General features: G+C 65.1%; 13 protein-coding genes. 12 read left to right on the top strand and 1 reads right to left on the bottom strand.

The features are described 5' to 3' along the window. Positions 1–47 precede the first annotated feature (47 nt). From ACH107_RS13550 to ACH107_RS13535, 4 genes are all read left to right on the top strand, one after another. Positions 48–1,151, top strand: coding sequence for an ABC transporter ATP-binding protein (locus tag ACH107_RS13550; RefSeq protein WP_412506282.1), 1,104 nt, complete (start codon positions 48–50; stop codon positions 1,149–1,151). A 110-nt stretch (positions 1,152–1,261) separates the two neighbouring features. After that, positions 1,262–2,380, top strand: a complete 1,119-nt coding sequence (locus ACH107_RS13545; protein WP_412506281.1) for an extracellular solute-binding protein — start codon at positions 1,262–1,264, stop codon at positions 2,378–2,380. Positions 2,381–2,460: 80 nt separating this feature from the next. Then, positions 2,461–4,128, top strand: coding sequence for an ABC transporter permease (locus ACH107_RS13540; protein ID WP_412506280.1), 1,668 nt, complete (start codon positions 2,461–2,463; stop codon positions 4,126–4,128). Positions 4,129–4,133: 5 nt separating this feature from the next. After that, entirely contained in the window at positions 4,134–5,324 is a 1,191-nt protein-coding gene (locus ACH107_RS13535; RefSeq protein ID WP_412506279.1) for an ABC transporter permease, read from the top strand. 66 nt (positions 5,325–5,390) lie between these two features. Here the strand turns inward: ACH107_RS13535 and ACH107_RS13530 are convergent, their stop codons facing one another. Then, on the bottom strand, positions 5,391–6,008 hold the full coding sequence (locus tag ACH107_RS13530; protein ID WP_412506278.1) for a TetR/AcrR family transcriptional regulator: 618 nt from the start codon (positions 6,006–6,008) through the stop codon (positions 5,391–5,393). A gap of 168 nt (positions 6,009–6,176) precedes the next feature. Between ACH107_RS13530 and mbfA the strand changes: the two genes are divergently transcribed. The 8 genes from mbfA to ACH107_RS13490 all read left to right on the top strand — a co-directional run bounded on the left by mbfA (position 6,177) and on the right by ACH107_RS13490 (position 14,097). Further along, positions 6,177–7,154 carry an iron exporter MbfA gene (mbfA, locus tag ACH107_RS13525; RefSeq protein ID WP_412506277.1) on the top strand — a complete coding sequence of 326 codons (978 nt, stop codon included), beginning with the start codon at positions 6,177–6,179 and terminating at the stop codon, positions 7,152–7,154. A 123-nt stretch (positions 7,155–7,277) separates the two neighbouring features. Beyond that, on the top strand, positions 7,278–8,210 hold the full coding sequence (locus ACH107_RS13520; RefSeq protein WP_412506276.1) for an AEC family transporter: 933 nt from the start codon (positions 7,278–7,280) through the stop codon (positions 8,208–8,210). A gap of 85 nt (positions 8,211–8,295) precedes the next feature. Next, a complete protein-coding gene (gene fghA / locus ACH107_RS13515) occupies positions 8,296–9,129 on the top strand; it encodes an S-formylglutathione hydrolase (protein ID WP_412506275.1) in 834 nt (277 codons plus the stop codon). Between the two features lie 37 nt (positions 9,130–9,166). Next, complete coding sequence (gene sthA / locus ACH107_RS13510; RefSeq protein ID WP_412506274.1) at positions 9,167–10,600, top strand: Si-specific NAD(P)(+) transhydrogenase; 1,434 nt, start codon at positions 9,167–9,169, stop codon at positions 10,598–10,600. Positions 10,601–10,661: 61 nt separating this feature from the next. Beyond that, the gene (locus ACH107_RS13505; RefSeq protein ID WP_412506273.1) at positions 10,662–11,108 is read left to right on the top strand and encodes a YaiI/YqxD family protein; all 447 of its coding nucleotides are present in this window, start codon (positions 10,662–10,664) and stop codon (positions 11,106–11,108) included. Between the two features lie 108 nt (positions 11,109–11,216). Next, entirely contained in the window at positions 11,217–12,188 is a 972-nt protein-coding gene (locus ACH107_RS13500; RefSeq protein ID WP_412506272.1) for a DMT family transporter, read from the top strand. A 65-nt stretch (positions 12,189–12,253) separates the two neighbouring features. Then, on the top strand, positions 12,254–13,174 hold the full coding sequence (locus tag ACH107_RS13495) for an ornithine cyclodeaminase family protein (RefSeq protein ID WP_412506271.1): 921 nt from the start codon (positions 12,254–12,256) through the stop codon (positions 13,172–13,174). Continuing rightward, positions 13,171–14,097, top strand: coding sequence for an alpha/beta fold hydrolase (locus tag ACH107_RS13490; protein ID WP_412506270.1), 927 nt, complete (start codon positions 13,171–13,173; stop codon positions 14,095–14,097). The genes ACH107_RS13495 and ACH107_RS13490 overlap by 4 nt, the downstream gene beginning before the upstream one ends. Positions 14,098–14,157: the final 60 nt, after the last annotated feature.

Genomic DNA, 14,157 nt, shown 5'->3' with positions numbered 1-14,157 from the left:
TCCGGCGAGCGTGGGAAAACCACGGTAATAAACACGGGGAGCTACCTTTGACCGGGTCAAAGAACAGCGATGCGTTCGTCGAGTTCGAGCGCGTTCAGAAGAGCTATGACGGTGAGACACTCGTCGTCAAGGACCTCAACCTCACGATGCCCAAGGGCGAGTTCCTGACCATGCTGGGGCCGTCCGGATCGGGCAAGACCACATGCCTGATGATGCTGGCGGGCTTCGAGACGGCCACGCACGGCAAGATCATGCTTGACGGGGTCAGCATCAACAACATCCCGCCGCACAAGCGCGGGATCGGCATGGTGTTCCAGAACTATGCGTTGTTTCCGCACATGACGATCGCCGAGAACCTGAGCTTTCCGCTGGAAGTGCGCAAGATCGGCAAGTCGCAGCGCGAGGAAAAGGTCAAGCGCGCCTTGGAAATGGTGCAGATGGGCGAGTTCGGCGGCCGGCGGCCGGCGCAGCTTTCGGGCGGGCAGCAACAGCGGGTGGCGCTGGCGCGCGCGCTGGTTTTCGAGCCCGAGCTGGTGCTGATGGACGAGCCGCTGGGCGCGCTGGACAAGCAGCTGCGCGAGCACATGCAGTTCGAGATCACCAACCTCGCGCACGAGCTGGGGATCACGACCGTTTACGTGACCCACGACCAGACCGAGGCCCTGACGATGTCGGACCGGGTTGCCGTGTTCGATGACGGTCGTATCCAGCAGCTTGCCGCGCCGGACGAGTTGTACGAAAGCCCCGAAAACAGCTTCGTCGCGCAGTTCATTGGCGAAAACAACACGATGGAAGGCACCATCAAGGAGATCAAGGGCGATCTCGCGCTGGTCGAGCTGGACGATGGCGAGCTGATCGACGCCAAGCCGGTGAATGTCAGCCAGCCGGGGGAGCGGACGACGATCTCGATCCGGCCGGAACGCGTCGAGGTCGACGTGTCCAAGCTGGGCGAGGACGCGCACACGCTCAAGGCCGAGGTGGCGGAGTTCATTTACATGGGCGACGTGTTCCGGACCCGCCTGAAAGTTGCGGGCAAGGACGACTTCATCATCAAGACACGCAATTCGGCCGATCAGCGCCGTCTCAAGCCGGGCGAACAGGTCGAGATCGGTTGGCTGCCGCGCGATTGCCGTGCACTTGATACGGTCTAGGATCATGAAGCATTCGCGCCCGGCCGGGCGCGATTACCCTGAGGCTTCGTTGGTTTCACCCGTAACGCGAAGCCCGAGAACGAAAACGGGATGATACTTGGGAGTATGAGATGAAACTCGCTAAAACACTTCTTGCCACGACGGCGTTGACCGTCACCGCGGGTGCCGCGGTGGCGCAAGACGGCGACATGGCCGACAGCATGACCCTGGTTTCCTGGGGGGGCGCGTACCAGGCAAGCCAGGTGAACGCCTATGCCGAACCCTACAAGGAAATGAACCCCGACCTCGAAGTGGTCTGGGACGAGAGCTCGAACGAGGCCGTCGCCAAGCTCCGCGCGATGGACGAGGCCGGCAACGTCACGTGGGACGTGGTTGACGTGGTCGCCGCCGACGCGATGCGCCTGTGCGACGAGGGGCTCGCGATGGAAATCGACCCTGACGACCACCTTGCCCCCGCGCCCGACGGCACGTCGGCCGAGGATGATTTCGGCGACCTGCTGGTGAGTGACTGTTTCATTCCGCAGATCGTGTATTCCACCACGTTCGGGTATCGTACCGACATGGTGCCCGAGGGGACCGAACCGCCGAGCAGTGTCTGCGATGTCTGGGACACCGAAACGTATCCGGGCAAGCGCAGCCTGGAGAAGCGCCCGATCAACAACATGGAGTGGGCGCTGTATTGTGACGGTGTCGCGAAGGACGAGATCTATGACGTGCTGGCGACCGCGGACGGTCAGCAGCGCGCGCTCGACAAGCTCGACGAGATCAAGGACGACGTGGTCTGGTGGTCGGCCGGCGCGGACACGCCGCAATTGCTGGCCGATGGCGAGGTGTTCATGGGCTCGACCTACAACGGCCGCCTGTTCAGCGTGATCGAGGAGCAGGACCAGCCCGTCGGCATGATGTGGGACATGCAGGTGTTCGACCTGGACGGCTGGATCATCCCCGCCGACCTGCCGGAAGACCGCCTGAACCGCGCGATGGACTTCATCTATTTCGCGACCGATACGCAGCGTCTGGCGGATCAGGCCAAGTACATCTCCTACGGCCCGGCCCGTGAGTCCTCGGCGCCCAAGGTCACCAAGCATGCCGAGCTGGGTATCGAAATGGCCCCGCACATGCCGACCGATCCGGATAACGCCGAGAACACGTTGCTGTACAACTACGAGTTCTGGGCGGACTACCGTGACGACATCGACGCCAAGTTCCAGGCGTGGCTGGCGCAGTAACCCGCCAGTGCCGTGATTGACGCGGCGGGGCCCGGCCACCGGGCCCCCCGCACAAGAACAAGAATTCCAACGGGGACAAGATGAGCGATACAACCGATACCGGCCCGGTTCTGGCCGCGGACGGCACACCGCTGAAGCGCAGCCTGCAACGCGCCCTGAGGGCGCAGAAGATGCGCGCCTTCGGGCTGATCGCGCCGCTTCTGATCTTTGTCCTCGTGACGTTCATCGCACCGATCCTCGACATGCTGTTCCGGTCGGTCGAAAACCAGATCGTGTCGAACACGCTGCCTTACACGGTCGAGACGCTTGCCGACTGGTCGCCCGATGCCGAGGAAACACCGGGCGAGATCGTCTACGAAGCCCTGTATTACGACCTGTTCATGGCCTCGGAGGCCAAGGAACATACAAGGCTCGGCACCCGCCTGAATTATGAGCAAACGGGCATCTCCTCGCTGTTCCGGTCGTCCGGCCGCAACGTGGACGATATCGGCGAGGACCATATCGACGCCCTCGAGGATTTCAACGACGCGTGGGAGGAAGAAGCCTTCTGGTACGCGCTGATGTCGGGCGGCGAGGGCGCAACGGGCAACAGCGCGTTGCTTGGTCAGCAGCGCACCCGGCTGTCCACTCTCACCGACGATGACTACAGTGGTGACATCGGGTTCGTGCCCGGCGCGGAAATTTCCGAATTGTTGCCGCGTACCGCCCGGGCCTATGCCGCCTTTGCGCTTTTCACGGCCATCGAGGACGAGGACATCGTGCGCGAGGAGGAGCCGTGGGAGGGCGTGAAGATCGCGCTTGTCCAGGATCTCAAGTCCGGGGCGGACCTTTCGGGCTATGACGGCCCCGGCGCGGCCGAGCTTCGCGCCGCGCAGCAGATGCTGGCCGACCAGCCCGAAATCGCGTTCAAGGACGCGTTCGTGGCGATGGACGAGGATTGGGGCGCCAACGCGACGTGGCGCACGATCAAGATTTACAGCCCCGAGTTCACGAGTGGCTATTTCCTGAACGCCGTCGACATGCAGAAAAGCACCGACGGCCCCGAGGCGCGCCCCGAGAACCAGCAGATCTACATCATGCTGTTCGAGCGGACGCTCTTCATGAGCCTCGTGATCACCGGCAGTTGCATTCTCCTAGGGTACCCGGTGGCCTGGCTTCTGTCCAACCTGCCGATGCGCACCGCGAACCTGCTGATGATCCTCGTGCTGCTGCCCTTCTGGACGTCGTTGCTGGTGAGAACCTCCGCGTGGAAGGTGATGCTTCAGCAACAGGGCGTGATCAACGACGTGCTGGTCTGGCTGGGCATGGTGGATGACGCCAGTCGGCTGGTGATGATCAACAACCAGTTCGGCACGATCGTGGCGATGACGCACATCCTGCTGCCCTTCATGATCCTGCCGATGTACTCGGTGATGCAAACCATCCCGCCCAGTTACGTGCGCGCAGCGAGGTCACTGGGCGCAACGAACTGGACGGCGTTCTGGCGCGTCTACTTCCCGCAATCGGTGCCGGGTATCGGCGCGGGCTCGATCCTCGTCTTCATCCTGTCGATCGGGTACTACATCACGCCCGAAATCGTCGGGGGCACGACGGGCACGTTCATCTCGAACCGGATCGCCTATCATATCTCCTCGTCACTCAACTGGGGCCTCGCGGCGGCACTGGGCAGCATCCTGCTGGTTGTCGTGCTGGTCCTCTACTGGGCCTATGACAAGATCGTCGGCATCGACAACGTGAAGCTGGGGTAGCGGACATGAGCACGATTTCTCTCGTACAATCCGAAAAGAAACCCCTGTCCTTCGCGCTGCCGGTCGTGGCGGCGGCAGGGGCTTTTGCCGGGCTTTTCGTGGGCACCGCGCAGGGGTCGGGGCTGCTGGGCATCCTCGGTGGTGCACTTGTCATCGCCGCGCTCGGGTTTCTGGCGCTGGGCCTTCTGGACACCGCGCAGGAAAAGGGCGTGCGCTGGGGTATCCTTGGTCTTTTCGCGGCACTGGGCCTGTTCTGGGGCGGGGCGCCGGGCCTCGTCATCGGCACCATTTTCGGCTGGTTCTTCGGCTGGTTCATCTACTGGATCGGCGAAGGCCGGTACCGCGCGCATCTCGTCCCCTACCTGACACCGGGGCAGGTTTTCTGGCACTATGCCTTCCGGGTGATCTGCGGGGCGATCTTCGTCTTCCTGATCACGCCGATCCTCGTGGTCATGCCGCTGTCCTTCAACGCCGAGAATTTCTTCACCTTCACGCCCGAGATGCTGCGCTTCGACCCGGACGGGTATTCGTTGAAGCATTACCGCGATTTCTTCACCAACGACGACTGGCAGCAGGCGATGTGGAACTCGGTGTCGATCGCCCCGGTGGCAACGCTTCTGGCCGTCGGGTTCGGCACGCTCGCCGCGATCGGGCTCAGTTCCGAGCACGTGCCCTTCCGCCGCGCGATCATGGCGGTCCTGATCTCGCCGATGATCGTGCCGCTCATCATATCGGCGGCGGGGATGTATTTCTTCTATTCACGGCTGGGGCTGCAGGGCACCTACTGGGGCGTCGTTATGGCGCACGCGGCGCTGGGCATTCCCTTTGTCATCATCACGGTGACGGCGACGCTGGTGGGATTCGACCGCTCGCTGACACGGGCGGCGGCCAACATGGGCGCCGATCCGGTCACGACATTTTTCCGCGTGCAGATGCCGCTGATCCTTCCGGGGGTCATCTCGGGCGGGCTCTTTGCCTTCATCACCTCGTTCGACGAGGTGGTGGTGGTGCTCTTTGTCGGGTCCGCCGGGCAGAAGACACTGCCATGGCAGATGTTCACCGGCCTGCGCGAACAGATCTCACCGACCATTCTCGCGGTGGCGACGATCCTCGTCGCGATCTCGATCGCGCTGCTGACCACGGTGGAACTGCTGCGCCGAAGATCCGAGAGGTTGCGGGGCATGTCGCCGGGATGACGCGGTGTGCGGCCATCCCTCGGGGCGGACTTGCCGCGCGCCGATCATGCCTGCCGCGATCGGCGGTCAGGCCCTGTACCGGGCTAGAAACATATCGACCGCCCCGCTGACGACACGGTCGATATCCGCCTCGGTCACTGTTTCGCAGACGCCGCACAGGCAGCGCACGAACAGGTCGCTCTTGCACAGCTCCGCGAACTGGTTCGCCGCGAGGTCCATGTCATCGATCCGGAGAACGCCCGCCGCGACATGGGGGGCCAGAACGTCACTGATCCTTTCGCGCACCATCGCCGGCCCCGAGGCGTAGAAGCGGCGTCCCAACTCGGGGAAGCGATGGGATTCGGCCACGCAGATGCGGAATACCTGCTGACCGAAATCCGACAGGAAGAACCGAACGATCCGGCTCGCCGCCTCGCGCAGAACCTCCTCGACCGGCGCGTCCTCCCCGATGACGTGCAATGCCTCCTCGGCTTGCCGGTTGCATTCCAGCCGCGCGACCTCCGAGAAAAGCAGTCGTTTGTCCGGAAAATAGCTGTAAAGCGTCGCCTTGGAGACGCCGGCCGACCTTGCGATGTGATCGACGCTGGCGCCCTCGAAGCCGTCACGCATGAACACCTCACGCGCCCCTTCCAGCACCTGCTCGAACTTCCGGCCTTTCTTGATCTCGGCAGCCATGGCCGTCATGCCCGTCCCCCTCGCGTCGCCGCGCCAGTCTAGACGGCGCCGCCCGCTCCCCGCAAGCAGGTCCTCGCCGGGGGATCGGGGCCCGCCGTGATCGTCACGTTGGCATGGCGGGCTTGAACCCCCGCCGCGTCGTGGTAGATTGGAATCATTCTAAAAAGGGTACAGCCAATGATACCGGGTATCACCTCCCGCCGCCGCTTTTCCGACCTGAGCGAACAGGAAATTCTCGCGCTCGCGATCTCTTCCGAGGAGGACGATGCACGCATCTACCGAAGCTACGCCGAAATGCTGCGCCCCGACTACCCGGATACCGCCCGCATGTTCGACGGCATGGCCGCCGAAGAAGACAGCCACCGCCGCCAACTCATCGGCCTGCACAGCCAACGGTTCGGAGATGTCATTCCGCTTATCCGGCGCGAGCACGTCGCCGGCTACTACGCGCGCCGCCCCGTCTGGCTGGTCGAGAATCTCGGAATCGACCGCATCCGTGACGAGGCCGAGTTGATGGAACGGGATGCTGAACGCTTCTACCTCAAGGCGGCGCAGCGCACGGCGGATGCCGACACGCGCAAGTTGCTGGGAGACCTGGCCGCCGCCGAGGCACGCCATCATGACCGCGCCGGACAATTGCAGGAAGCCCATGTCGCCGCCGATGCCCGCGAGGTCGAGGACCGAACGGCCAAGCGCCAGTTCGTGCTGACCTGGGTGCAACCGGGTCTTGCCGGGCTCATGGACGGATCCGTCTCGACGCTCGCCCCGATTTTCGCCACGGCCTTCGCCACGCAGAACACGTGGACGACCTTCCTCGTCGGTCTGGCCGCCTCTGTCGGGGCGGGCATCTCGATGGGCTTCACCGAGGCGGCCAGCGACGATGGCGAGCTGTCCGGCCGCGGCAGCCCGTTCAAGCGCGGCCTGGCCTCGGGCGTCATGACAACCGTGGGCGGTCTGGGCCACGCGCTGCCCTACCTGATCCCGGATTTCTGGACCGCCACGTTCATCGCGATCGCGGTCGTCTTCATCGAACTCTGGGCGATCGCGTGGATCCAGAACCGCTACATGGAAACGCCGTTCTTTCGCGCAGCGTTCCAGGTCGTGCTGGGCGGGGCGCTCGTCTTCGGCGCGGGCGTGCTGATCGGCAGCGGGTGACCGAACCGCGGTTTCTTCTCGGGCGAAATACCCCGGGGGAGTCGCCCGCAAGGGCGACGGGGGCAGCGCCCCCTCCCGGCCGAACAAGATTGACCCCGGCGGCGGGGATGCTACGAAGCGTCCATGCTGGCGATCTTCTTGCAGACCCTGCCGTTTTTCCTGATCATCGGGCTGGGTTACGGCGCCGGGCGCACCGGGTTCTTCACCGAGGCCGCGACCGCCTGGTTGACGAAGTTCGTGTTCTACTTCGCGCTTTCGGCGATGCTGTTCCGCTTTTCCGCCAACCTGTCGCTTGGCGACGTGCTGGATTGGAACTTCGTCATCGCCTATCTCTGGGGCTGTGGCATGGTCTACGGGCTCGCCACGCTTGTCGCTCTCTTTCGCCGGGCCAAGGCCGAGGTGGCCGCCTTCGAGGCGCAATGCGCCGTCATCGGCAATACCGGGTTCATGGGCGTGCCCATGCTTACCCTGCTCATGGGCGAGGCGGCGATCGGGCCGGTGATGCTGGTGTTGGCGGTGGACCTCATCGTGTTCAGTTCGCTCATCGTCATCATCGTCACCGGCACGCGCGACGGGCGGATGTCGCTGGGCATCCTGCGCACCGTGGGGATGGGGCTGTTGAAAAACCCCATGATCGTCTCGATCGTTCTGGGGCTCTCGTGGTCGGCGTTCGACCTTCCGATCCCCGAAGTGATGAACCAGTTCCTGACGCTGCTGGGTGGGGCGGCAACGCCGGGCGCGCTCTTCGCCATCGGCGCGTCGCTGGCGTCCAAGTCGGCCGAGCGCCCGTTCGTGGCGGGCTGGCTGTCGTTCTGCAAGCTGGTGCTGCATCCTGCCTTCGTGGCGCTGTCGGCGCTTGTCCTGTTCCCGGTCGACCCGTACCCGGCGGCCGTCATGATCGCCGCGGCCGCCCTGCCCGTGGCCGGCAATGTCTACATCCTCGCGCAGCACTACGATGTCGCGCCGCAACGCGTTTCGGCCGCCATCCTGATCTCGACGACGGTGGCGGTCGTGACTGTGTCGCTGGTGATCGGCTGGGTTGCGCCGCTTTATTGAATGATATGACGCATGACGGGGGTTGCCAGAGCCGGTGTCACCGTGGTCAACACGTGCCATCCATCTGCGAGCGGAGGAACGAGCCATGGAAACGGTATCCGAGAACGCCTGCTTCGGCGGGGTGCAGGGCGTTTACACCCATAAATCCGAGGTCACGGGCTGTGACATGACCTTCGGTCTGTTCCTTCCCGAGGAGGCGCGCGACGGGCCGGTGCCGGTACTGTGGTACCTTTCGGGCCTCACCTGCACGCACGAGAACGCGATGGTCAAGGCCGGTGCGCAGGGATGGGCCGCCGAACAGGGCATCGCGCTCGTCTTTCCCGACACGTCGCCGCGGGGTGCGGGCGTGGCGGATGACGATGCGTTCGACCTCGGGCAGGGGGCGGGATTCTACGTCAATGCCACGCAGGATCCGTGGCGCCCGAATTTCCGCATGTGGGATTACGTCGCCGAGGAACTGCCGCGCCTGATTACCCGGACCTTCGCCGTCGACGAGGAGCGTCAGGCGATCAGTGGCCATTCGATGGGCGGGCACGGGGCGCTGACGCTGGCGATGGGGCTGCCGGGACGCTTCGCCTCGGTTTCGGCGTTCGCGCCGATCTGCCATCCTTCGCGCTCCGACTGGGGCCGCAAGCAGTTCGGCGCCTATCTCGGCCCGGACGAGGCCGCGTGGGCCGCCCATGACGCGACCCTGCTGATGCGCGAGGCCGGTTTCGATGGCCCCGTCCTCACCGATACGGGCACCAAGGACCAGTTCCTTGACCTGCTGATGCCCGAGGCGCTGGCCGAAGCCGCCGCAACCCGGCGCCAGCAGGCCACCCTGCGGATGCAGCCGGGATACGATCACAGTTATTTCTTCGTTTCCACCTTCATGGAGGATCACGTGGCCTTCCACGCCGAGGCGCTCTACGCGCGCTAGGGCCGCGACCCCCTCATCAGAACCGGGAAGGTAAAGCATGAGCCACTACGACCTTATCATCATCGGCTCCGGCCCGGCCGGGCGGTCCGCCGCCATTCAGGCGGGCAAGCTCAAGCGCCGCGTCCTCGTGGTCGATCGCAAGGACAGGCTCGGCGGCGTTTCCGTCCACACCGGCACGATCCCGTCGAAAACCCTCCGCGAGACCGTGCTGAACCTTTCGGGCTGGCGGGAGCGGAGCTTCTACGGCCGGTCTTACCGCGTGAAGGAGGATATCGGCGCCCAGGACCTCAAGTCGCGCCTGCACAAGACGCTCGATTACGAGGTCGACGTGCTGGAACACCAGTTCAACCGCAACCATGTCGAAACGCTGAACGGCATGGCGCGCTTCGTGGATTCGCACACAATCGAGGTCGCCACCGAAGCGGGCGACGTGACCCGCCTGACCGCCGACAATTTCCTGATCTCGACGGGTACGAAAACCTACCGCCCCGATACCGTGCCGTTCAACGGATCGACAGTCGTCGACAGCGATGAGTTCCTCGAACTGGGCCGGATCCCGCGCAACCTGATCGTTGTCGGCGCGGGGGTGATCGGCGTCGAGTATGCCACGATGTACTCGGCCCTCGACGTGCGGGTCACCCTGATCGAGCCGCGCGACAGCTTCCTCGATTTCATCGACACCCGGATCATCGAGGAATTTACCCACCAGATCCGTGACAACGGCGTTGATCTGCGTCTCGGCTCGGCCATCGACAAGGTCGAGGACAGCGGTGATCACGTCGAGGTCAGCCTTGCCAACGGGCGCCACGTGCGGGCCGAAATGCTGCTGTTCGCCGCCGGGCGCATGGGCGCCACCGACAAGCTTGATCTCGGGGCCGTCGGGCTGGAGACCGATCATCGCGGCCGGCTGGAGGTGGACCGCAAGACCTACCAGACAGCGGTGCCGAATATCTATGCCGCCGGCGACGTGATCGGGCATCCCAGCCTTGCCTCGACGTCGATGCAGCAGGGCCGCGTCGCGGCCTGCCACGCGCTCGAAACGCCGACGCTGCCCGAAAGCCCGTGGTTCCCCTACGGCATCTATTCCGTCCCCGAGATCAGCACCTGCGGCATGTCCGAGGAAGAGATGCAGGAACGCGGCATCGCCTACGAGGTCGGCGTTGCGCGCTTTCGCGAAACATCGCGCGGGCACATCATGGGGCTGGAACACGGGATGCTGAAGATGCTTTTCAGCCTCAAGACCCGCCGGGTGCTGGGCGTGCAGATCGTCGGCGAGGGCGCGACGGAGCTCATCCACATCGCGCAGGCCGTGCTGAACCTCAAGGGCACGGTGGATTACTTCGTCAAGAACACGTTCAACTATCCCACGCTGGCCGAAGCCTACAAGATCGCGGGGCTGGACGCCTTCAACCGGATGCCCATCCCCGAGGAATACAAGGTGAAGAAGTCCGGCGAAAGGGCGGCGGAGTGACCGCGGCCCGTTTCGCGGACAGCAAGCGCATCCGGCACCCGCGGCCGCTGGCGCAGCCGTCGTGACAATCCATGTCGACGCCGACGCCTGCCCGGTCAAGGCCGAGGTGGAGCGGGTGGCCAACCGCCACGGGGTGCGGGTCAATTTCGTCTCCAACGGCGGCCTGCGTCCATCGGCCAATCCGCTGGTCGACACGGTCATCGTGCCGGACGGGCCGGACGAGGCCGACAAGTGGATCGCCGACCGCGCCGGGCCGGGCGATGTTGTCGTCACGGCCGATATCCCCCTTGCCGCCCGGTGCGTCGAGGCGGGCGCGAAGGTTCTCAAGCCCGACGGCGAGGCGCTGACGGCGGCCAATATCGGTAACATCCTTGCCACGCGCGACCTGATGGCCGATCTGCGCGCGGCCGACCCGTTCCGGCAAGGTGGCGGGCGCGGGTACACCCGCGCCGACCGGTCGCGTTTCCTCGATGCGCTGGAACGCGCCCTGCGCGGCGCGGCCGGATGATCCGGGCGATGCAAGCGGCAGGGGTTTACAAAGCCCGGCCGCTTCCCTTTGCTGGACGGGTATGCCGGGGCCGATACGCGCCCGGACCGCCCGATCAATGAGACGAGCATGACGACCACCGCCACCGTACAGCGTACGAACCTGCTCGGCGCGCTCTGCGCGCTCGCCGCCGTGATGTGCTTTTCGCTCAATGACGTGGGCATCAAGTTCCTGTCTGACCGCTACGCGCTGCACCAGATCGTCCTGATCCGGGCGATCATTGCCAGCGTCACCTTCTTCGCGGTCATCATGCCCTTCGCCGGGGGGCTCACGGTACTCAGGACGCGGCGGCCATTTGTTCATCTCGTCCGAGGGTTCTGCGTGGTCAGTGCCAACATGTGCCTGTTCCTCGGTCTCGCGGCGCTGCCGATCGCGGACGCGATCGCGGTTTTCTTCGTCTCGCCGCTGGTCATCACCGTCTTTTCGGTGATTTTCCTGCGCGAGACGGTCGGCCCGCGGCGCTGGGCGGCAATCGCGGTGGGGTTCGTCGGGGTGCTCGTCATCGTCAAGCCGGGCACGTCGGCCTTCCAGGTGGCGTCGCTCCTGCCGATCACGGCGGCCTTTCTCTATGCCACGCTGCACATGCTGACGCGCAAGATCGGCGGCACCGAAAGCGCCGCCACGATGGCGATCTACATCCAGATCACCTTCCTTATCGCCAGCACGCTGTTCGGGCTCGCGCTGGGACATGGAAAATTCGCGGGTTCCGCGCACCCGTCGCTGGAGTTCTTGCTGAGGGCGTGGGTGCCTGTCGCGCCCGGGGACTGGCCCATCCTGATCATGCTGGGGGTCAGCGGCCTGCTGGGCGGGCTGTTCATCAGCCAGGCCTACCGGCTGTCCGAGGCCGCCTTCGCCGCGCCCTTCGAATACGTGGCGATGCCCATGGCGATCATGTGGGGAATCACCGTTTTCGGTACCTTCCCGGACGCGACCGCGTGGATCGGGATCGCGCTCATCATCGGGTCGGGGCTGTACCTGCTCTGGCGCGACTCCGCCAAGGGCGGTGCGCGGGTCACGAAAATCGCCCGCTACCGCCGCTGAGACCCTGATTGACGCCCGCGCCCGGGCACGCAAGACTCGGCCGCGACACAGGGGAAGGACACGCCATGAGCATCACCATCATTCCGTTCGACGAGGGCGAGGCCAATCTTGACTGGTTGGACCTGTGCGCGGCATTCAAGGCCGGTCATGAAAAGCCCCGCGCGGAAATCGGCGATACATTCCTCTACCGGGATCCGGACACGCTGCTGTCGCGGGCGGCGTGGATCGACGGGATGGGCATGGCCGTCAAGACTGCGACGATCTTTCCCGGCAATCCCGGCAAGGGCGACCCGATGATCAATGGCGCCGTGAGCCTGTTTTCGGACATGACGGGCGGTCTGGACGCGATCGTGGATTTTCACCTGGTCACCAAGTGGAAAACCGCCGGTGACAGCCTGTACGCTGCCACGCAGCTGGCCCGCAAGGACAGCCGGAACATCCTGATCGTCGGCGCCGGCACGGTGGGCCGGTCGCTTTTCGATGCCTATCGCGCGGCGTTCCCCGATGCCCGCTTCCGTGTCTGGAACCGCACCCGTGAAAACGCCGAGGCGATGGCGGCCGACTGCCCCGGCCTGCGCGTGGCCGATGACCTGGAACGCGCGGTGCGGGATGCCGATATCGTCACCTCTGCCACGATGTCGACCGAACCGCTGATCAAGGGTGACTGGCTGCAACCGGGCCAGCACGTGGACCTGATCGGTGCCTACCGCCCCGACATGCGCGAGGTCGACGATACGGCCCTGCGCCGCGCCCGCATTTTCGTCGACAGCTTCGACACCACGGTCGGCCATATCGGTGAAATCAAAATCCCGCTGGAGGCAGGCACGATCAACCGCGACGACCTGGTTGCCGATCATTACGACGCGGCGAAATTCGCCCGGCAAAGCGCCGACGAGATCACGCTGTTCAAGAACGGCGGCGGCGCGCATCTGGACCTGATGACAAGCCGCTACATTCTCGACGCCTTCCGGGGTGCCAGCGGATGAGCTGGACCCTCTGGGGGCTTGTTGCGCTCCTCGTGGCGGCGCCGTTCCTCGGCGAATGGCGGCGCAAGCCCCTGGGGGCCGCCGAGCGCGCCCGGGCCTCGGGGGATTTCGCGGACCTTGCGCGGGGGCGGACCCATTACCGGTGGTTCGGGCCCGATGACGGCCCGGTCGTTGTCTGCATTCACGGGCTGACGACGGCCGCCTACGTGTGGGGGCCGGTGGCGCGGGGCCTGGCCGCCGCAGGCTACAGGGTGCTGACCTACGATCTTTACGGGCGCGGCTTTTCGGACCGGCCGCGCGGGGCACAGGACGCGGCATTCTTCCTTGCCCAACTCGACGAGTTGCTGGCAGATCAGGGGGTGACGGGGCGTGTGACGCTTTTGGGGTATTCGATGGGTGGCGCCATTGCCACGGCCTTTGCCGCGGCGCATCCCGACAGGGTCCGGCAGCTGATCCTGCTGGCGCCGGCCGGGCTGGGCCACGATCTGGGTCCGGTCGCGCGGCTGGTGGTCAATCATCCCTGGCTGGGCACATGGCTGTTCTTTGCTTTCTATGCCCGCAGCTACGGCAACGCGCTGGAGGCCGAGCGCGGCCTGCCCGGCCGGGTCGAGGGCATGGTCGACCGGCAGAAGGCCGAGCTGGAGTACCGCGGCTTCCTGCCCGGGGTGCTGCGGTCGCTGCGGGGGATACTGGACGACGACCAGGCCGGCCATCATCGCGACATCGCCGCCGCGAAACTGCCCGTGCTGGCCGTTTGGGGCGCAGAGGATGACGTGATCCCGCTTGCCGGCAAGGACAAGCTGGCCGCCTGCAACCCTCGCGCGCGGCAGGCGGTGATCGAGGGCGCGGGCCACGCGCTGGCCTATACGCACCCCGGCGCAGTACTGGAAGCGTTCGGCCCCGTCCTGCCTGCCCGCGTCTGAGCGGTTGTGATCCGGCGCATCGGGGTCGTGAGTTATGCACTGGATCGTGCCGAGGCGCCA

The organism is Roseovarius halophilus (ex Wu et al. 2025) (assembly GCF_047086965.1).
The sequence above is the reverse complement of the archived record's forward strand: the minus strand, read 5'-3'. Positions and strand labels throughout refer to the sequence as shown.